General features: G+C 64.4%; 15 protein-coding genes. 14 read left to right on the forward strand and 1 reads right to left on the reverse strand.

The window, feature by feature from the left end; genetic code table 11:
• The first annotated feature begins 97 nt into the window (after positions 1-97).
• The 13 genes from DB459_RS10395 to ftsH all read left to right on the forward strand — a co-directional run bounded on the left by DB459_RS10395 (position 98) and on the right by ftsH (position 16,668).
• On the forward strand, positions 98-1,360 hold the full coding sequence (locus DB459_RS10395; RefSeq protein ID WP_371926913.1) for an alpha/beta fold hydrolase: 1,263 nt from the start codon (positions 98-100) through the stop codon (positions 1,358-1,360).
• Between the two features lie 118 nt (positions 1,361-1,478).
• Positions 1,479-2,495, forward strand: a complete 1,017-nt coding sequence (locus DB459_RS10400) for a Na+-dependent transporter (protein ID WP_253712772.1) — start codon at positions 1,479-1,481, stop codon at positions 2,493-2,495.
• Positions 2,496-2,684: 189 nt separating this feature from the next.
• Entirely contained in the window at positions 2,685-3,398 is a 714-nt protein-coding gene (gene tolQ, locus DB459_RS10405; protein WP_253712773.1) for a protein TolQ, read from the forward strand.
• A gap of 46 nt (positions 3,399-3,444) precedes the next feature.
• A complete protein-coding gene (locus tag DB459_RS10410) occupies positions 3,445-3,918 on the forward strand; it encodes a biopolymer transporter ExbD (protein WP_371926914.1) in 474 nt (157 codons plus the stop codon).
• Between the two features lie 42 nt (positions 3,919-3,960).
• Positions 3,961-4,962 (forward strand): protein TolA, encoded by a 1,002-nt coding sequence (locus DB459_RS10415; protein ID WP_253713510.1) that lies wholly within the window; start codon positions 3,961-3,963, stop codon positions 4,960-4,962.
• A 39-nt stretch (positions 4,963-5,001) separates the two neighbouring features.
• Entirely contained in the window at positions 5,002-6,360 is a 1,359-nt protein-coding gene (gene tolB, locus DB459_RS10420) for a Tol-Pal system beta propeller repeat protein TolB (RefSeq protein ID WP_371926915.1), read from the forward strand.
• Between the two features lie 176 nt (positions 6,361-6,536).
• Positions 6,537-8,879 carry a bifunctional diguanylate cyclase/phosphodiesterase gene (locus tag DB459_RS10425; RefSeq protein WP_253712775.1) on the forward strand — a complete coding sequence of 781 codons (2,343 nt, stop codon included), beginning with the start codon at positions 6,537-6,539 and terminating at the stop codon, positions 8,877-8,879.
• A gap of 186 nt (positions 8,880-9,065) precedes the next feature.
• Positions 9,066-9,761, forward strand: coding sequence for a hypothetical protein (locus DB459_RS10430; protein ID WP_371926916.1), 696 nt, complete (start codon positions 9,066-9,068; stop codon positions 9,759-9,761).
• A 99-nt stretch (positions 9,762-9,860) separates the two neighbouring features.
• Positions 9,861-11,186 carry a dicarboxylate/amino acid:cation symporter gene (locus DB459_RS10435; protein WP_253712776.1) on the forward strand — a complete coding sequence of 442 codons (1,326 nt, stop codon included), beginning with the start codon at positions 9,861-9,863 and terminating at the stop codon, positions 11,184-11,186.
• A gap of 234 nt (positions 11,187-11,420) precedes the next feature.
• Positions 11,421-11,915, forward strand: a complete 495-nt coding sequence (pal, locus tag DB459_RS10440) for a peptidoglycan-associated lipoprotein Pal (RefSeq protein WP_253712777.1) — start codon at positions 11,421-11,423, stop codon at positions 11,913-11,915.
• A gap of 201 nt (positions 11,916-12,116) precedes the next feature.
• Positions 12,117-13,061, forward strand: a complete 945-nt coding sequence (ybgF, locus tag DB459_RS10445) for a tol-pal system protein YbgF (protein WP_253712778.1) — start codon at positions 12,117-12,119, stop codon at positions 13,059-13,061.
• A gap of 183 nt (positions 13,062-13,244) precedes the next feature.
• Positions 13,245-14,321, forward strand: coding sequence for a tRNA lysidine(34) synthetase TilS (gene tilS / locus DB459_RS10450; RefSeq protein ID WP_253712779.1), 1,077 nt, complete (start codon positions 13,245-13,247; stop codon positions 14,319-14,321).
• A gap of 424 nt (positions 14,322-14,745) precedes the next feature.
• Positions 14,746-16,668 (forward strand): ATP-dependent zinc metalloprotease FtsH, encoded by a 1,923-nt coding sequence (gene ftsH, locus DB459_RS10455; protein ID WP_253712780.1) that lies wholly within the window; start codon positions 14,746-14,748, stop codon positions 16,666-16,668.
• A gap of 90 nt (positions 16,669-16,758) precedes the next feature.
• Here the strand turns inward: ftsH and DB459_RS10460 are convergent, their stop codons facing one another.
• A complete protein-coding gene (locus DB459_RS10460; RefSeq protein ID WP_253712781.1) occupies positions 16,759-17,445 on the reverse strand; it encodes a GntR family transcriptional regulator in 687 nt (228 codons plus the stop codon).
• A 155-nt stretch (positions 17,446-17,600) separates the two neighbouring features.
• On the opposite strand from DB459_RS10460, the gene DB459_RS10465 reads away from it, so the two are divergent.
• Positions 17,601-18,800 carry an ABC transporter substrate-binding protein gene (locus DB459_RS10465; RefSeq protein WP_253712782.1) on the forward strand — a complete coding sequence of 400 codons (1,200 nt, stop codon included), beginning with the start codon at positions 17,601-17,603 and terminating at the stop codon, positions 18,798-18,800.
• The last annotated feature ends 57 nt before the right edge of the window (positions 18,801-18,857 follow it).

Consider the following 18,857-nt stretch of genomic DNA (forward strand, 5'->3'; position numbering starts at 1 on the left):
GAGAACCGCGGTTCCGTTGCGGTGCTGGCCATCAATGGCTGGCCGGAAGGGCGTGGCCCCGGCATGATGGGGCGGTCATTCGGAGACGGCACACCAGGTGGCCATCATGACCGAACTCTTCGCATTCGCTGGCGGCGACGGCCAGCAACTCGCCGGGCAGATCGACTTGCCGCAGGGCTCGCCCCGTGCCTATGCCCTGTTCGCCCATTGCTTCAGCTGCAGCCGGACCTCGCTCGCAGCGACCCGGATCACGCGCGCACTTGCGGGCTGCGGCATCGCGGTCCTGCGCTTCGATTTCGCCGGGATCGGCGACAGCGAGGGCGAGTTCGCTGGGCGCGGCTTCAGTGGCGATGTCGACGACATCGTCGCCGCGGCGCAGGCCATGGTGGCTTCCGGCCGAGAGCCGAGTCTGCTGATTGGCCATAGCCTCGGCGGCACCGCGGCACTTGCGGCAGCGGCGCGACTTCCGGCGGTCGCGGCGGTGGCGACCATCGGTGCGCCCTATGATGCCGCGCATGTGACGAAGTTGTTCGGCGACAAACTCGACTCCATCGCGCAAGCAGGCGAGGCGGAGATCGACCTTGGCGGTCGTTCGTTCACCATTCGCCGCTCGTTTCTTGACGACCTGCGCACCCATGATCCGGCCAGAGTTCTAGCAGCGCTGCACCGCCCGCTGATGGTCTTGCATTCGCCGATCGACAGTGTGGTGGGCATCGACAACGCGTCGGCGACTTTCCTCGCGGCGCGGCATCCCAAGAGCTTCGTATCGCTCGACCAGGCCGACCATCTTCTCTCCGATCCGCGCGACGCCTCGTTCGTCGCCCAGGTGATCGCGGCCTGGGCGTTCCGCTATCTGGCGCTACAGCGCGCGGTGGCGCCCGCGGCCGGCGACGATAGCGTGACAGTGACCGAGACCGGCGCCGGCAAATTTCAGGTCGAGGTGGAGGCCGCGGGTGTGCGCTTTTCGGCGGACGAGCCGGTCGCCGTCGGTGGGCTCGGTTCGGGCCCGTCCCCTTATCAATTGTTGGGCGCCGCGCTCGGTGCCTGCACTGCGATGACGTTGCGGCTCTATGCCGAGCAGAAGCGCTGGCCTCTGAAGCGCGCCGCGGTGGAGGTAGCTCACGCCAAGACAGGACAGGAGCGCCGCGATACCTTCAGCCGGGCCATCGCCCTGCATGGCGAACTCGATGAGGCGCAGCGGCTGCGGCTGCAGGAGATCGCCGACAAGTGTCCGGTCCACCGCACGCTGGAGCGCGGCGCGATCATCGAGACCGCTATTGTGCCTGCGACCGGCGGACCGGTCGAAGGCAAGGAGCAGCATTTCGCCGATATGGCTGCGTGCTGCAAGGAACAGGGTTGAGGCAGGCCGGTGCCGCATGCGGTGCTGGCGTTCTGTTCAGCGAATGGCGGCCATGCCGGGCCGGCGATTGCCGTCGCCGGGACGGGATGGCAGGAGCAGGCCTCACGCGGAATTGGTGATGTCCTCCTTCATTGCCCGCATATGTTCGCCGTTGCTGGCGCTGCTGTCCGCCATCGGCCGCCAGGGAACGCGGGCGCTCGTGGCATTGGTGGTCATCGGCATCGCCTGCCCACCGCTCGGCGCGGTGCTCAAACCCCATGTCACGCCGGCGATCTTCATCCTCCTCTGCCTGTCCTTCATGAGGCTCGATGTCGCCGCGCTACGCAGTCATTTGCGCCGGCCTGGTCTTGTGGTCGCCGCGACGCTGTGGACCGTGCTTGTGGTTCCCCTGGCTGTGGGGCTGTCGTCCTCGGCCGTTGGCCTGCCGGCTTTTGCGCCCGGGCTGCATCTCGGCTTGATGCTGCAGAGCGTGGCCTCACCGATGATGGCGGCGCCAGCGCTCGCGGCGCTGATGGGCTTGGATGCGACGCTGGTGCTGATCACGCTGGTCACCAGCACCGCGCTGGTGCCCTTCACGGCGCCGCTTTTCGCGGCGGTCTTCTTCGGCGGCATGCTGGATTTGTCGCCGCAGGCCCTCGGGCTCAAGCTCGGCGCCATTCTCGTCGGCGCCATCCTCGTCGCCATGGTGCTGCGCCGGCTGATCGGCGCAACGCGGATCGCTCGCCACAAGGCGCCGATCGACGGCATCAACATCGTCGTGCTGCTGGTTTTCGTCTCCGGCGTGATGGAGAATGTCGGCGTGGCGACCTTGCACGATCCGCTCGGGGTATCGGCAATGACGCTCCTGGCGTTCGCCGTGTTCGCACTGATGCTCGCCGCCACCATCATCGTCTTCCGCGGAATGGGCGCGGCCGTTGCGCTGGCCTTGGCGCTGATGGTCTGCCAGCGCAATATGGGATTGATGTTGGCGGCGACTGACGGCGTCCTGCCGTCGTCGACCTGGCTCTATTTCGCCCTTAGCCAGCTACCCATTTACCTCTCGCCCCTGTTGCTTCGGCCACTCGCCCGGCGCCTGGCGGCCGCGCCTGCGGCCGAATGCGCCCCCGCCGCGGCGGTCGAGGTAACCCGATCTTAACCATGCTTAGCGTTTGGTCAGGGTGGCCGGCACGTGCCGGCAGCCCTTGTTTTGACATCTACGGGGGACAAAAGGGGCCGCCCAGGGACGGGCTTTCCTCCGCAAATGAAGGACTTGTCGGGCGGCAGCGCCGCGGCGCGGCCCGATCTGGCTGTTAAATTCTGTCGCAAATCTGAGGGAACCAAGCCGATGAATCCTGCCGACGTCGCACAGTCGGCGCTACCGACGGTCTCGGCCGACGTGTCGCTGATCACCCTGTTCTGGCAGGCTCACTGGATCGTGAAGGGCGTGATGCTGGGGCTGCTGGGCTGCTCGGTCTGGGTCTGGGCCATCGCCATCGACAAGGTCTTCCTGTTCGCCCGCACCCGCCGGGCGATGGACCGTTTCGAGCAGGCGTTCTGGTCTGGCCAGTCGATCGAGGAGCTCTATCGCGGGCTCTCGGCCAAGCCGACCCATTCCATGGCCGCCCTGTTCGTCGCCGCCATGCGCGAATGGAAACGCTCGTTCGAGAGTCAGGCGCGGTCCTTTGCCGGCCTGCAGATGCGCATCGAGAAGGTGATGGATGTCTCGATCGCCCGCGAGGTGGAGCGGCTGGAACGTCGGCTCCTGGTCCTTGCCACCGTCGGTTCGGCCGGCCCCTTCGTCGGGCTGTTCGGCACGGTCTGGGGCATCATGTCGAGCTTTCAGTCGATCGCCGCCTCGAAGAACACCTCGCTGGCGGTGGTGGCGCCGGGCATCGCCGAGGCATTGTTCGCCACCGCGATCGGCCTGATCGCCGCAATTCCGGCGACAATTTTCTACAACAAGTTCTCGTCGGAGGTGAACCGCCAGGCCCAACGCCTGGAGGGCTTCGCAGACGAGTTTTCGGCCATCCTGTCGCGCCAGATCGACGAGCGGACGTGACCGGCGGCGGGCGGGAACGGGTTTTGACGGAGATCGCCAAGTGGGAATGAGCGCAGCGGGGGCCTCGGGAGGCGGGCGGCGACGGGGCCGAGGCGGCCGTCGCGCCGGCGTCATGGCCGAGATCAACGTCACCCCGATGGTCGATGTCATGCTGGTGCTGCTGATCATCTTTATGGTGTCGGCGCCGCTGATGACCACCAGCATCGACATTGATCTGCCGGTGGCGCGGGGCGGATCGTCGACGCCCTCAAACGCGCCGCCTCTGACGGTCTCGGTCAAGCGGACGGGCGGGACCTGCAATTCCAAAGTCGATCTCTATCTGGGCGACACCCAGATCCAGGAATCTGAGCTGGAGGCCAAGGTGAAAGCAATCGGTGAGGCAAGGTCAGAGGCTGAACGCGTGGTGTTTCTGCGCGGCGATCGCGACGTCTGCTACACCGACATGATGAAGCTGCTCGGCTATGTCCGGAACGCCGGCTTCAAGGCCAATATCGTGATCGTGCCCGAGCAGGGCAGTTGAGACGCCGGGGCGGGTTTGCAGGCTGAATTGGCACACGGCGGTATGGAGGCGGGACGGCTCAGGGAGATCTGGGCCAGGCTCGACAAGACGCTCGTGGCGTCGGTCGCGCTGCACGTTGTCGCGCTCGGCTGGTGCATCTTCTCGTTTGCGCCGCCGCGCCTGGAAGCGACCCCGCCGGACACCATCGCGGTCGACGTGATTTCGGCCGATCAGCTCGCCAAGCTCAGTGCCGGCACGAAGTCCGGCGAGAAGGACAAGCCAAAGCCGCTGGTGGAGAAGGTCGCCGACGCCAATCCGGCCGACGATCCGATCGGCAAGGTCACCGACAAGAAGGAGATCGTGACCTCGGCCGCGCCCGAGCCGCCGCCGAAGCCGGTCGAGAAGCCGGTCGAGAAGAAGCCCGATCCTCCAAAGCCGGTGGAAAAGCAGGCCGAGAAGAAACCCGATCCGCCGAAGCCCGCGGAGAAGAAGGAAGAGCAGAAGCCTGCGGAGAAGCCCGCAGAGAAGACGCCTGAGCAGAAGCCTGATCCGATCGCCGAGGCGCTGAAGAAAGAGCCGAGCAAGAAGCCGCCGCCGAAACCCGAAGCCAAGGCGGCGCCGCCGCAGCCGGCCAAGCCGAAGCAGGAGCGCATCTTTGACCAGAGCAAGATCGCGGCCCTGCTCGACAAGCGTGACCCGACCCGCCAGGCGATCACCGGCGCGACGCTGAACAGCACCTCCGCGCTGGGCGCGGCGCGTGGACGGGACGCCGACAATTCCGCGACCTGGGGCGCCATGTTCAAATCCCAGGTCGAGCGTTGCTGGAAGAAGCCATATGGCGGCATCGAGAAGCCGAACCTTGCCGTCGATTTCGAGATCCGGCTGCGCCGTGACGGTACGCTGGAAGCGCCGCCCATCGCCAAGCCAGGTGACGGCTCGCCCTATTTCCGCGTCTATCAGGAGAGCGCCTTGCGGGCGATCATCGAATGCCAGCCCTACAAGCTCCCGGCGCAGTTCTTCGACGAGTGGAAGTGGTTCATGCCCACCTTCGAGGACCGTTCGTGACCCTCCCCTTCATCGATCGCAAACGAGTATATTGATATCATGACGATTTTCTCCAGCAGGGTTCCCGTGAAGCGCCTGGCGACGCGACGGCAGGTGCTTGCCGCCGGGGCGGCGCTCCTCGCCACGCCGATGCTCGCCCGTCGTGCCCTGGCGCAGGCGCGGGTGCAGATCACCGAAGGCACCTTTCAGCCGATCCCGATCGCCATTCCCAATTTCGTCGCCGGCTCGCCATCCGATGGCGAGGTCGGCAACGGCGTCGCCCAGGTCATCACCAACAATCTCAAGCGCAGCGGCCTGTTCGCGCCGGTCGATCCCGCCGCCTTCGTCGAGAAGGTCACCAATATCGATTCAGCGCCGCAGTTCGCGAGCTGGCGCGCGGTCAACGCCCAGGCGCTGGTCACCGGTCGCATGACGCGTCAGTCGGATGGCCGCCTCAAGGCCGAATTCCGACTGTGGGACGTGGTTTCGGGCCAGCAGCTCACCGGTCAGCAATACTTCACCTCGCCGGAATACTGGCGCCGGATCGCCCACATCATCTCCGATCAGATCTATGAGCGCCTGACCGGCGAGAAAGGCTATTTCGACAGCCGCATCGTCTTCGTCGACGAGAGCGGACCGGCGCAGCGCCGCATCAAGCGGCTCGCGCTGATGGACCAGGACGGCGCCAATGTGCGCTATCTGACCCGTGGCAGCGATCTCGTGTTGACCCCGCGCTTCTCGCCGACCACCCAGGAAATCACCTATATGGAATTCGGCCAGGGCGACCCGAAGGTCTACCTGTTCAATGTCGAGACCGGGCAGCGCGAGATCGTCGGCAACTTCCCCGGAATGTCCTTCTCGCCGCGGTTCTCGCCGGACGGCCAGCGCATCATCATGAGCCTGCAGCAGGGCGGAAATTCCAACCTGTTCGTGATGGACCTGCGGTCGAAGTCGACCACGCGCCTGACGGACTCGCCGGCCATCGACACCTCGCCGTCCTATTCGCCCGACGGCAGCCGGATCTGCTTCGAGTCCGACCGTGGCGGCAAGCCGCAGATTTACGTGATGCCGGCCAATGGCGGTCCGGCGCAGCGGATCTCGTTCGGCGACGGCGGGAGCTACTCGACACCGGTCTGGTCGCCGCGGGGCGACTACATTGCATTCACCCGGCAGGGTGGGGGCCAGTTCGCCATCGGCATCATCAAGCCGGATGGCTCCGGGGAGCGGATTCTGACATCGGGCTTTCATAACGAGGGGCCGACTTTCGCGCCGAACGGTCGTGTCCTGATGTTCTTCCGTGATCCCGGCGGCAATTCGGGGCCATCGCTGTTCACCATCGACGTCTCCGGGCGCAACGAACAACGTCTGCCGACGCCGGGGTTCGCATCCGATCCATCGTGGTCGCCATTGCTGTCCTGACACGGGACAAAGCCGTGTAAGTTCCCGGAAGAGTCGGCATATCTTGCCTAGCCTGCTGACTTAGTGAGCAAATTTCGCCAGCCGGAAGGCGCATTCATATCCCGGTAACCCTGTTGACTTAGGAATATTTCATGAGCTGCGGCTAAGAAAGCGCGTCGCTTTCGAGACATGTGTTCATGCAGCTGGCGGATCCCAAGCAGGTACCGAACGAACAAGATCTGCCGCCGTCAATCTCGACGGCGCTCGTCGATTCGCTGTTCCAGAACTTCCCTGCGACGTTCGCGGGCTTCGCATCGGCGGCTGTTGCCGCGGTGATGACCGCCATCAAGACCGGAAATCCATGGCTGTGGCCCTGTGCAGGGCTGATCGTCGTCGTTGGCGCGGCGCGATCGGTTCAGATGCGAGGCTACGAGCGGGAGCGCCACGAATCGCCATTGACGCCGGAGCGGGCGAAATGGTGGGAGCCGCGCTACACCATCGGAGCTGATCTTTATGCCGCGGCTCTGGGTCTGTGGTGCTTCGTCGTCCTGATGGGCAGCGACGACAGTGTCGCGCACATGCTGGCTACAGGGGTGACCATCGGTTACACGGCCGCCAGCGTCGGTCGCAATTACGGCCGCCCCTCGATCATCCAGCGACACATCTTGCTGACCTCGGCACCGATGTCGTTGGGGCTAGCGCTGAACGGGGACATCTACTATGCGGGTCTTGCCTTCCTGCTGGTGCTGTTCTTCATCGGACTGAAATATATCAATCTGAACCTGCACAGGATCTTCGTGAAGGCGCTGACCGCCACCGAGAGGGAGGCGGCCATTGCAGCGCAGTTCGATACCGCGCTCAACAATATGCCGAACGGGCTCTGTATGTTCGGGGCCGATGGCCGGCTCGCCGTCATGAATAATTGCTTCGCGACGATGCTGAAGGTGTCGAGCGATCTGGTCGAGCGCGGCGCGAATGTTGGCGAGGTTGCATCAGCCTGCGTGACCGCTGGCACGCTGTCACCGACAAGCGCCGAGGGCATCGTCAGCGAGATCGAAGCCCATCACCTGGCCGATCTCACCACGACGGACCCTGGTCTTGAATCGGAACGCGCGCTGGAATGGGTATTCCAGCCGATGCCCGGCGGCGGCACCGTCGTGCTGGTCGAGGATATCACCGAGCGGCGTAACGCCCAGGCTCGGATCAATCACATGGCGCGGTTCGACGAGCTCACCGGGCTGCCGAACCGGCTGTATTTCCGCGACGAGATCGATCGCCTGCTCGCCACGGGTCACGGCCGCCGCGAGTTCTCGGCCGTGCTGTTCATCGACCTCGACCAGTTCAAGCAGGTCAACGACACGCTCGGCCATCCCTGCGGCGACCGCCTGCTGCGCGCCGTCGCCCGGCGGTTGCGGGACATGCTGCGGCCGGAAGATTTCGTCGCCCGATTCGGCGGTGACGAATTCGTCGTCTTCCAGCACAAGATCAGGACGATCGACGACGCCGCGGCGCTGGCGAGCCGGATCGTCCACCAGCTCAGCGAGCGCTACGAGGTCGATCATCACCTCGTCGAAATCGGCGCCAGCATCGGGATCGCCACCACTTCGTCGAGCGGCGCCAATGTCGATGTGCTGCTCAAGAATTCGGACATGGCCCTCTATCGCGCCAAGAGCGAAGGCCGCGGCACCTTTTGCTTCTTCCGCGAGGAAATGGCCCAGGTGGTCGAGACGCGCCGCACCCTCGAGCTCGAATTGCGGCGGGCTCTCGCCAACGACGAATTCGAGATCTTCTATCAGCCGCTGGTCAATCTGAAGACCGGGCGCATCTCGACCTGCGAGGCGCTGCTGCGCTGGTACCACCCCGAGCGCGGCTATGTGCCGCCTTCGGAAATCATTCCGGTCGCCGAGGACATGGGGCTGATCGTCGATCTCGGTCGCTGGATCCTGCGCAAGGCCTGCATGGAATGCATGGAATGGCCGGCAGGGGTCAGCGTTGCCGTCAATTTCTCGTCCCAGCAATTCCACCGCCGCGACGTCCTGACCGATATTCGCGAGGCGCTGGAGGTTTCCGGTCTGCTTGCCGACCGGCTGGAAGTGGAGATCACCGAATCGTCGCTGCTGCGCAACTCGCAGTGGACCCTCGACGTACTCGGCCAGTTGCGCAGCTCAGGCGTGCGGATTTCCCTCGACGATTTCGGCACCGGCTATTCGAGCCTCAGTTATCTCAACAATTTTCCGCTGCAGAAGGTCAAGATCGATCGCTCATTCCTCGAAGGCATCGATCAGGAGCGGCCGCGAACCCTGCTGCGCGGGGTGGCGAGGCTCAGCGTCGATCTCGGCATGAGCGTGGTGGTGGAGGGGGTTGAAACCAACCAGCAGCTCGAGTTGATCAGTGCCGACGGCACTATCATCGAGGCGCAGGGCTATCTTTTCAGCCCGCCGGTCCCTTCGGCGCAAATCCGCCAACTGTTGAACGCGTCCCATGGCCGTCGCGTCAAAGACGAACGCCGTAACCAGCCGCCGGTACGGTCGCTGCTCTGACCGCCGGCGCATCATTTCTGCGCAAAACTCGACGGTTAACCCTAATGAAATGACTGCTTTGCAGTTGCGTTAATGTCAGATTAACTTGAATCAATATGTGACTGATTGGTCGAAGTTACGTTCGTGGGGAATTCTGTGAGTTCTGTGGTGCAGGTTCATCAACACCCCCGTTCGAGCAGACAAGAAGTGCCGTCCGCCTTCAGTTACAGACTGATGCAGACAGATACTGAAAAGGAGCAGATCTACCACCTGAGATACCGCGCCTACCTGCACGAGGGCGCAATCACGCCACGGGCGGACCAGCGTCTCGCCGATCGCTTTGACGATCTGCCGAATTCCTGGATCTTTGGCATCTATCATGACGGCGTATTGGCGAGTTCGGTCAGGATCAGCGTCGCGACGGCGGCTATGCCCGACACGCCTGCGGTCGACGCCTTTCCGGATGTGTTGGAGCCGGTGCTCGCCGCTGGAAAGGTCATCGTCGATCCAAATCGATTTGTGGCTGATCCCTTGCGCGAGCGGAAGCTGTCGGAACTGCCGTACATCACGCTGCGACTCGCTTATGTGGCCTGCGAACATTTCGCTGCCGACGTCGGAACAGCGACGGTCCGGCTGGAGCATCAGGCCTTCTACCGGCGTGTTTTTCTTCACCGAGAGCTTTGCCAGCCGCGTCCCTATCCGACTCTGACTAAGCCACTGTCCCTGATGGCCGTCGATTTCCATCAAAACCGCGAGAAGGTGTTCGGGCGTTATCCGATTTTCCGCTCGACTCCGGCGGAGCGGCGGCAGCTCTTTACCCGCCGGGCGGGACGTCCCCATCCTTCGTTGATGGAGCTCGGCGAGCCCGATACCGGTGAGGCCACGATCGCGCCGCTCGGCTGATACGATCGCTGGCCGGCACATTATCATGGCATGCGCCTTGCTTTGAATTTCTGCTCGATATCTGGGATATTCCGGCAAAAGCGAGCAGGAGCAGACGAAATGACGACTGGCGATATGGTTTTACCGGCGGCGGCCAAGGCCTCGACCCCGCTCTATAAATCGCTTTTCGTCCAGGTGCTGGCCGGCCTCGCGCTCGGGGTCATTCTCGGCGTCGCGGCGCCGGACTTTGCCGTCGGCTTGAAATTCTTCAGCGATGTCTTTCTCAAGCTGATCTCGATGATCGTGGCGCCGGTGGTGTTCTGCGTCGTCGTCCACGGAATCGCCGGCGCGGGCGACCTCACCAAAGTGGGCCGGGTCGGCGTCAAGGCGCTGGTCTATTTCGAGGTGATGACGACCATTGCCTTGGCGCTCGGGATCGTGCTCGCGTTCGTCTTCGGTCCCGGTCATGGCATGAATGTCAATCCGGCAAGTCTCGACCCGAAGGCCCTCGGCAGCTACGCCGAATCGGCCCACCGGCTTCAGGGTAGCGGGCTGGGTGGCTTCATTCTCAATGTCATCCCCTCCACCGCCTTCGACGCTCTGGCACGCAACGACGTGCTCCAGGTGCTGTTCTTCGCGGTGATCTTCGGCGTCAGTCTGGCGCTGGTGGGGGACCGCGGTGCGCCGGTGACCGCGATGATCAGTGCTGTCTCGACCGTGCTCTTCAAGGCGATGGCGCTCGTCGTGCGGCTGGCGCCTCTCGGCGTGCTCGGCGCGGTCGCCTACACGGTCGGCCGCTACGGCGTCGGCTCGCTCAAGCAACTCGTCTCCCTGGTGCTGCTGTTCTATGGCGCCGTGATCTTGTTCGTGCTGGTCGTGCTCGGGACGGTGATGCGGTTGGTCGGGTTCAGTCTGTTGAAGTTCCTGCGCTACCTCCGCGAGGAATTGACCATCGTGCTGGCTACCGCATCGTCGGACGCCGTGCTGCCGCAGGTCATGCGCAAGCTCGAGCGACTGGGCATCAAGGACTCGGTGGTCGGGCTCGTGGTGCCGACCGGCTATTCCTTCAACCTCGACGCCTTTTCGATCTATCTGACGCTGGCTACCGTGTTCATCGCCCAGGCCACCAACACGCCGCTGTCGCTGACCGACCTCCTGGTGGTGCTCGGCATTTCTCTCGTCACCTCCAAAGGCGCCCATGGTGTGCCCGGCTCAGCCATCGTCATCCTGGCCGCGACGCTCAGCGCGGTGCCGGCCATTCCCGCCATCGGCCTCGTTCTGGTGCTGTCGGTTGACTGGTTCGTTGGCATGGCGCGGGCGGTCGGCAATCTGATCGGCAATTGCGTGGCGACGGTGGTGATCGCCGCTTGGGAGCGCGACCTCGATCGCGACACCGCCCGCAAGGTGCTCGACGGCGAGCTCGAGGTTGATCTCAGCGAGGCCTGATCTGGCCGCTAAGTCCTTGGCCGAAAGTCGGAACTGAATCTTCCGGAGCATTCGCGGTCGGCCTTCACCATCGCGCCACATTTACGACGCATTAACCATCGCGCCGGCTTTCATGCGAATTCCGGCATTTGAACGAGTCCGGCAAGGTCTCATCAAGGTTGACGGAACGTTCGTTTAACCATCGCCCTGTAGACCCGTTCAAGTCGGAATAAACGTGAGCGTGGAGGCTCCGGAATGAGCAGTCGAGTGCGTATCCTCCAGGGGTTCAAGCTGGCCGCGGTGCTGGCTGTGGCGCTGTCGATGGGTGCTTGCGCCAACAAGAACGGTCTGGGCGCGGATGGCGCGATGGCGAACGCCGCGACCCCGGGCAGCCAGCAGGATTTCGTCGTCAACGTCGGTGACCGCGTGTTCTTCGAGAGCGACCAGACCGATCTGTCGCCGCAGGCGATGGCGACGCTCGACAAGCAGGCGCAGTGGCTGCAGAGCTACAGCCGCTATTCCTTCACCATTGAAGGCCACGCCGACGAGCGCGGGACCCGCGAATACAATATTGCGCTCGGCGCCCGTCGCGCCCAGTCGGTCAAGGCTTATCTCTCCTCGCGCGGCATCGATCCGGGTCGCATGCGCACGATCTCTTACGGTAAGGAGCGTCCAGTTGCGGTCTGCAACGACATCTCGTGCTGGTCGCAGAATCGACGCGCGGTCACGGTGCTGAACGCCAGCTCGTAAGCCTCCACCGGCCGCCGCCTCGGGCGGAAGCGTCTTCAGCCGGCGCCCGGGAGGGCGCCGGTATTGTTTTGCGCGGCACTTTGTCAAAGCCACATTTTCGGCGTACTGCATCCCTCATTAAGCGGCCGCCACGCGCTACGCGGCGCAGTCGATGCGACGTCTAGCTTGCAGCTCGCGATCTCGAATTCCGGACCTGAGGCCATGTCATCCAGACTTCATCTTTCGGCCTGCGCGGCGCTGGCGCTCGCGGCGGTCGCCGTGTTGCCCGTACGGGCCTTCGCGCAGATGGACGATGCGGACGATCCGCAGCGGATCGAGCGGCTCGAAAGCCAGATCCGGCAGCTCACGGGACAGAACGAGGAGCTTCAGCACCGCAATCGTGTGCTCGAGGATCAGATCAGGCAGTTCCAGGCCGGACAGCCGGCTGCCGGCGCGGGGCGCGCCGCAGCGCCGGGCCCGGTCGCGACCAATCCGCCATCCGAGCCGGCCTATCAGCAACCGGGCCCGGCCCCGGTCTATCAGCAGCAGTCTTCCGCGCAGGCGGCGGCGCCGGTCGTGGCCGATCAGCCGGCTGCCGCCGGGCGCCGTCGCGGCGATGCCTTTGATCCGGCGCTCAATCCCAATGCGCCGGGAGCACCGCGCGCGCTGGGCGGCGGGCCGGCAGTGGGCGCTCCCGGTGGGCGGGGAGCCGGAGAGCCACTCGATCTCGCCAACACTGCCGCGCCCTCATCCGGCGGCGGCTTGACGACCCTGCCGCCCGCCGCGACGCCGCGCGACGAGTTCGACCTCGGTATCGGCTATGTTCAGCGCAAGGATTACGCTCTGGCCGAGGAAACGATGCGTAATTTCATGCAGAAATACCCTTCGGATCATCTGGTGGCCGATGCGCAATACTGGCTCGGCGAGAGTCTCTTTCAGCGCCAGCGCTACCGTGATGCGGCAGAGGCATTCCTTGGCGTCACCACCAAATTCGAGACGTCCGTCAAGGCGCCTGACGCGCTGTTGCGGCTCGGTCAGTCGCTCGCGGCCCTCAAGGAGAAGGAAGCCGCCTGTGCCGCGCTTGGCGAGGTCGCGCGCAAATATCCCAAGGCCTCGGCCGGCGTGCGCCAGGGCGTCGATCGCGAACAGAAGCGGATCAAGTGCTGAGCGTTCGGTTGCCGAGCATCGGCGACTGGTGAGCCTGAACGCATCCGGAAGTCCTTGAACCTCCTGTCGCGTCGCGATTTGCACCTCGGCACCGAGCATCAGCTTGGCGGTAGGCAGTTCGAATCGGCGGCGTTACTGTCGCCGCGCCGGTCAGACGGCGTGCCGTGACGATGGGGCGATCGGATGAGGAGGCAGTCAGGGGAGGGACAGTCCCGAGCCGGGGACGAGGACGCGCCGGTCTCGCCGGCCGAGGCGGACCTCCTGTTCGGCGGCTTTCGCGATTTGCCCGCACTGGTTCTGGCCGTCTCCGGCGGCCCTGATTCGGTCGCCCTGCTCTGGCTCGCGGCGCGTTGGCGCGCGGCGCGCGAGCGCGGGCCCCGCCTGATCGCAGTGACGGTCGATCATGGTCTGCGGCCGGAGGCAGTTGCCGAGGCTCGCGCCGTCAGACGACTGGCCAAGTCGCTCGGGGTCGAACACCACGTCCTGCGCTGGCGCGGCGCCAAGCCCGCGCAAGGCATCCCGGCAGCAGCGCGCTCGGCCCGTTATGCGCTGCTTGCGCGGCTGGCGCGCCAGTTCGGCAGTGTCCATGTCGTTACCGCCCATACCCGCGACGATCAGGCCGAGACCGTCCTGATGCGTCTGCTGCGGGGCAGCGGCATCGCCGGACTCTCGGCGATGGCGCCACATAGCATCCGTGACGGCTTCGTGCTGGCGCGACCATTCCTCGATGTGCCGAAATCACGTCTGCTGGCGACGCTCGACGTCGCCGGCATCGGCTACGCCGTCGACCCGACGAATTTTGATCTGACATTCACCCGGGCGCGGCTGCGCGCGCTATTGCCGGTCCTCGCCCGTGAGGGCGGAGACGCGCGCAATCTGGCGCGGCTTGCCGGCCGGCTGTCGCGAGCTCATCTGGCGCTGGAGCAGGTGACCGATGCGGCCGAGCGGGCCTGCGTGGCGGTCGACGATGCGGCGCGCCGCTCGTTCATCGATGTTGCCACCTTCTTTGCCGCGCCCGGCGAGATCCGGTTACGGCTGTTGATCCGGGCCATCAATCGGGCCGGCGATGAGGGACCCGCCGAACTGGCCAAGGCCGAACAGCTGCTGGCAGCCCTGGAGCAGGCCTGGGCTCGGCCGCCTGCCCGGGTCAAGCAGACCCTGGCGGGAGCCGTCGTCAGTCTGGGGACAAAAGGTGTCTCGGTGGCGCCGGCACCGCCGCGACGCGCGCCGCGGTCGGCGGTACCAGAGAACGAACTTTAACCAAGCGACCGACGGGTGGGGGCAAGGCCCCGATTTGTCGCGGAGCAGCGGCAAAATGCGCTAAATAGTCTCAAGGGGTTCCCTTGGCAGTGGCCGAGGGGACACCTAGATTGTAGGGCTGTAGCCGTCGCCGTGTCCGAGCCGAAAGCTCGTGTTCAAATCGGTGATCCGCCGAAGGGAGGATACGATTTGGCCGGAAGCTTGGTTCAGAGGCTTGGTTCAAATTTAGCCTTGGTTGGAAAGCATACTTCTCTCCAGCTCACTTGGCTCACTTGGCCCGAAATCGGCCGGCAGCACGAGTGCGTATGACGACCGGTCCCGACCATCTGCCATTTCGACGCCCCTCGGGGGGTTCAGGCGGCAATGGAGAGGCTGGGGTGATGAGAAAATCGGCCGTGCTGATGCCGGCCACGAAGGAATCCGAATGAACGCCAATCTGCGCAATTTTGCCCTCTGGGTCATCATCGTCTTGCTGCTGTTGGCGTTGTTCACGCTGTTCCAGAATCCGGCTCAGCGCGCCTCATCGCAGGATATTTCCTTCTCGCAGCTGTTGTCCGAGGTCGACCAGGCTCACGTCCGCGACGTGGTGATCCAGGGCCAGGAGATCCATGGCACCTTCACCAATGGTGGCAGCTTCCAGACCTACGCGCCCAACGATCCGACCCTGGTGAAACGCCTCTATGACGGTAAGGTGTCGATCACCGCGCGTCCGCCGGGCGACAATGTCCCGTGGTTCGTGTCGCTGTTGGTGTCGTGGCTGCCCTTCATCGCCCTGATCGGCGTCTGGATCTTCCTGAGTCGCCAGATGCAGGGCGGTGCCGGCAAGGCTATGGGCTTCGGCAAGTCGCGCGCCAAGATGCTGACCGAAGCGCACGGCCGCGTCACGTTCGAGGACGTCGCCGGCGTCGACGAGGCCAAGCAGGACCTCCAGGAGATCGTCGAATTCCTGCGTGACCCGGGCAAGTTCCAGCGTCTCGGCGGCCGCATCCCGCGCGGTCTGCTGCTGGTTGGTCCTCCGGGCACCGGCAAGACCCTCATCGCCCGCGCCGTGGCCGGCGAGGCCAACGTGCCTTTCTTCACCATTTCCGGCTCGGACTTCGTCGAAATGTTCGTCGGCGTCGGCGCCTCGCGCGTCCGCGACATGTTCGAACAGGCCAAGAAGAACGCGCCGTGCATCATCTTCATTGACGAAATCGACGCCGTGGGCCGCCATCGCGGTGCCGGCCTCGGTGGTGGCAATGACGAGCGCGAGCAGACGTTGAACCAGCTGCTGGTCGAGATGGACGGCTTCGAGGCCAATGAAGGCGTCATCCTGATCGCTGCGACCAACCGGCCCGACGTTCTCGACCCGGCGCTGCTGCGCCCGGGCCGTTTCGACCGCCAGGTGATCGTGCCCAATCCCGACGTGGTCGGCCGCGAGCAGATCCTCAAGGTTCACGTCCGCAAGGTGCCGCTGGCGCCGGACATCAATCTCAAGACGATCGCGCGCGGCACCCCGGGCTTCTCGGGCGCCGACCTGATGAACCTCGTCAACGAAGCCGCCTTAATGGCCGCCCGGCGCAACAAGCGCATGGTCACCCAGAACGAATTCGAGGACGCCAAGGACAAGGTGATGATGGGGGCCGAGCGCAAGTCGCTCGTCATGACCGAAGAGGAAAAGCTCCTCACTGCGTATCACGAGGGCGGTCACGCCATCGTCGCGCTCAACGTCAAAGCTACCGACCCGGTGCACAAGGCCACCATCATCCCGCGTGGTCGCGCGTTGGGCATGGTGATGCAGCTGCCGGAGCGCGACAAGCTGTCGATGTCCCTGGAGCAGATGACCTCGCGTCTCGCCATCATGATGGGCGGCCGCGTTGCCGAGGAGCTGATCTTCGGCAAGGAGAAGGTGACCTCCGGTGCCGCCTCTGACATCGAGCAGGCGACGCGTCTCGCGCGCATGATGGTGACGCGCTGGGGTCTGTCGGACGAGCTCGGCACGGTGTCCTACGGCGAGAACCAGGACGAGGTGTTCCTCGGCATGTCGGTGTCGCGCACGCAGAACGTCTCCGAAGCCACGGCGCAGAAGATCGATGTGGAAATCCGCCGTCTGGTCGAGGAGGGCTATCAGGAGGCGACCCATATCCTGACCACCAAGCGCGACCAGCTCGAGACTCTCGCCAAGGGCCTTCTCGAATTCGAGACGCTGTCTGGCGACGAGATCAACGATCTGCTCAACGGCAAGAAGCCGAATCGGGAATCGGTGCTGGAGCCGACGACGCCGCGAACTTCCGCGGTCCCGCCGGCCGGCCGGCCGCGGCCACGGCCGGAGCCGGACATCGGCACTGAGCCCCAGCCTCAGGCTTGATGCCTCTCGTTGCTCTCTCGAAGTGAACTCTCGAACCGCCGGATGCGCCCGCATCCGGCGGTTTTCATTGGTGCAGCCTTGATCGCCCGATCAGGCGCGGTCGTTGGCTGGCGGCCGTGCGAGGCCATGCTCGATCGAGGCCGCGGTTCGGGTGATGTGTTTGGTCATCAGCTGTGCTGCCCGCTCGGCGTCGCGCGCCAGGGCTGCTTCCATCAGCTCCCGATGTTCCGGGCCAATGTCGCGGTCGCCCTTGTCCGCCGCCAGCGCGAGGTCGAGGTAGCGTTCGTTGTGGACGAACAGCATCTGGCGCAGCTTCATCAGCCACGGGCTGCCGCAGGCAGAGGCAAGGATGCGATGAAACTCGGTATGGGCGGCGCTCCAGCCCTGATCGAAGCCGCCCGTCTCGCTCATCATCGGTGTGCCGGCAAGCCGGTGATGGCTCGCCAGCACCGCTGCCTCCCAGGCGACGTCGCCATTGGCGATGGAGCGGCGCAGACAAGAGATTTCCAGATCGATCCGTACCGCACAGAGGTCGCGCAGGTCGGCGACCGAGACCGGAGCGACTCGGAAGCCGCGTTGCGGCTCGGCGGTGACGAGGCCCTCCGAGGTAAGGCGGGACAGCGCCTCCCGCACGGCGCCGATACTGACGTTCAGGTTGGCGCCGATCTCGCTGATCTTGAGGCGCTGCTCGGGGCGGTGCTGGCCACTGAGCACTTCGGCGCGTAGCCGCTCATAGACGGACTGGGTGGTGCTGGAGGGTATTGGACGGCCTGACATGATGGTGAGCCTAGGTCGGGCACGGACGAAAATCTACTTCATAGAAAAAATAGATTTTTTCGTTGCGTCGCCTCGGCCGGCCCCTATGATCGGCGCCGGACCGGCAGCGACAACGAGAACGACAGGCCGGCGATTGCTCTGAGGAGGAAAGCCCCATGAGATCCCGCATCGCCGCCGCAGCCTTTGCGCTCATGGCCGCCGTCGTTGAGCCGGCCGCGGCGCAGAACCAGCCCGGCGTGACATCTGCCGAAATCCGCATCGGTCAGACTATGCCCTACAGCGGTCCGGTCTCCGCTTTCGGCATTCTGGGAAAGGGCGAGGTCGCATATTTCAAGATGGTCAACGACCGCGGCGGCATCAACGGCCGCAAGGTCAATCTGATTTCGCTGGATGATGGCTACGTGCCGCCCAAGACGGTGGAGCAGACTCGCCGTCTGGTCGAAAGCGACGAGGTCTCTTTCATCTTCTCCTCAATGGGCACAGCCCACAACACCGCGATCTCCAAATATCTCCAGAGCAAGAAGGTGCCGCAGCTCTTCGTCGCCTCCGGGGCATCGAAGTTCGGTGATCCCGCCCAGTTTCCGTTGGCGATCATGGGAGTGATGGCCCCCTTCCGCAACGAGGCGCGGATGTATGCCCGCTACGCCCTGGAGCAGAAGCCTGACGCGACGTTCGCGGTGCTTGCCCAAAATGACGACTTCGGCCGAGACTACCTCGCCGGCCTCAAGGATGTGCTCGGCGAACGATTCGATCATGCCGTCACCGTTGCTACCTATGAAGCGACCGACCCGACAATCGATTCCCAGATCGTCAGGCTGAAAGCCTCCGGCGCCAATGTCCTGGTGATCGCGGCGACGCCGAAATTCGCCGCACAGGCCATCCGCAAGACCTCCGAGATCAGCTGGACGCCGATGAGATTCCTGACCAATGTTTCGGTCTGGATCTCATCGGTGATGGAGCCCGCCGGCCTCGATGCCGGTGTGGGCATCATTTCGACCGCCTATGTCAAGGATCCGCTCGATCCGGCCTGGAAGGACGATCCGGGCGTCAAAGGCTGGCGCGACTACATGGCGAAATACGTGCCCGACGGCGATATCCGCGACTCCAATTTCGTCAATGGCTACAACAATGGCATGGTCCTCGAGCACGTCCTCAAGGCCGCCGGCGACGATCTCAGCCGCGACAACATCATGGAGCAGGCGTTGTCGATCAAGGATCTCGAATTGCCGATGCTGCTGCCCGGCATCAAGGTGAATACTGGCCCAGGCGATCACTTGCCCGTCGAGCAGGTCCAATTCATGCGCTTCACCGGCAAGCAGTGGGAACGTTTCGGCGACGTGCGCTCGACCAAATAGCGTGGCAAGGCCGAGGTTCGACTGGCCCTGCACGGCGAATTCGACGTGTCGAAGCAG

Origin of the sequence: Bradyrhizobium sp. WD16 (assembly GCF_024181725.1) — a bacterium.
GTDB lineage: Bacteria > Pseudomonadota > Alphaproteobacteria > Rhizobiales > Xanthobacteraceae > Bradyrhizobium_A.

Excerpts from the sequence above, each read along its gene's own strand:
- DB459_RS10400 (WP_253712772.1), top strand. The coding sequence starts at position 1,479 with ATGTCCTCCTTCATTGCCCGCATATGTTCGCCGTTGCTGGCGCTGCTG.
- tolQ (WP_253712773.1), top strand. The coding sequence starts at position 2,685 with ATGAATCCTGCCGACGTCGCACAGTCGGCGCTACCGACGGTCTCGGCC.
- DB459_RS10410 (WP_371926914.1), top strand. The coding sequence starts at position 3,445 with ATGAGCGCAGCGGGGGCCTCGGGAGGCGGGCGGCGACGGGGCCGAGGC.
- DB459_RS10415 (WP_253713510.1), top strand. The coding sequence starts at position 3,961 with ATGGAGGCGGGACGGCTCAGGGAGATCTGGGCCAGGCTCGACAAGACG.
- tolB (WP_371926915.1), top strand. The coding sequence starts at position 5,002 with ATGACGATTTTCTCCAGCAGGGTTCCCGTGAAGCGCCTGGCGACGCGA.
- DB459_RS10425 (WP_253712775.1), top strand. The coding sequence starts at position 6,537 with ATGCAGCTGGCGGATCCCAAGCAGGTACCGAACGAACAAGATCTGCCG.
- DB459_RS10435 (WP_253712776.1), top strand. The coding sequence starts at position 9,861 with ATGACGACTGGCGATATGGTTTTACCGGCGGCGGCCAAGGCCTCGACC.
- pal (WP_253712777.1), top strand. The coding sequence starts at position 11,421 with ATGAGCAGTCGAGTGCGTATCCTCCAGGGGTTCAAGCTGGCCGCGGTG.
- ybgF (WP_253712778.1), top strand. The coding sequence starts at position 12,117 with ATGTCATCCAGACTTCATCTTTCGGCCTGCGCGGCGCTGGCGCTCGCG.
- tilS (WP_253712779.1), top strand. The coding sequence starts at position 13,245 with ATGAGGAGGCAGTCAGGGGAGGGACAGTCCCGAGCCGGGGACGAGGAC.
- ftsH (WP_253712780.1), top strand. The coding sequence starts at position 14,746 with ATGAACGCCAATCTGCGCAATTTTGCCCTCTGGGTCATCATCGTCTTG.
- DB459_RS10460 (WP_253712781.1), bottom strand. The coding sequence starts at position 17,445 with ATGTCAGGCCGTCCAATACCCTCCAGCACCACCCAGTCCGTCTATGAG.
- DB459_RS10465 (WP_253712782.1), top strand. The coding sequence starts at position 17,601 with ATGAGATCCCGCATCGCCGCCGCAGCCTTTGCGCTCATGGCCGCCGTC.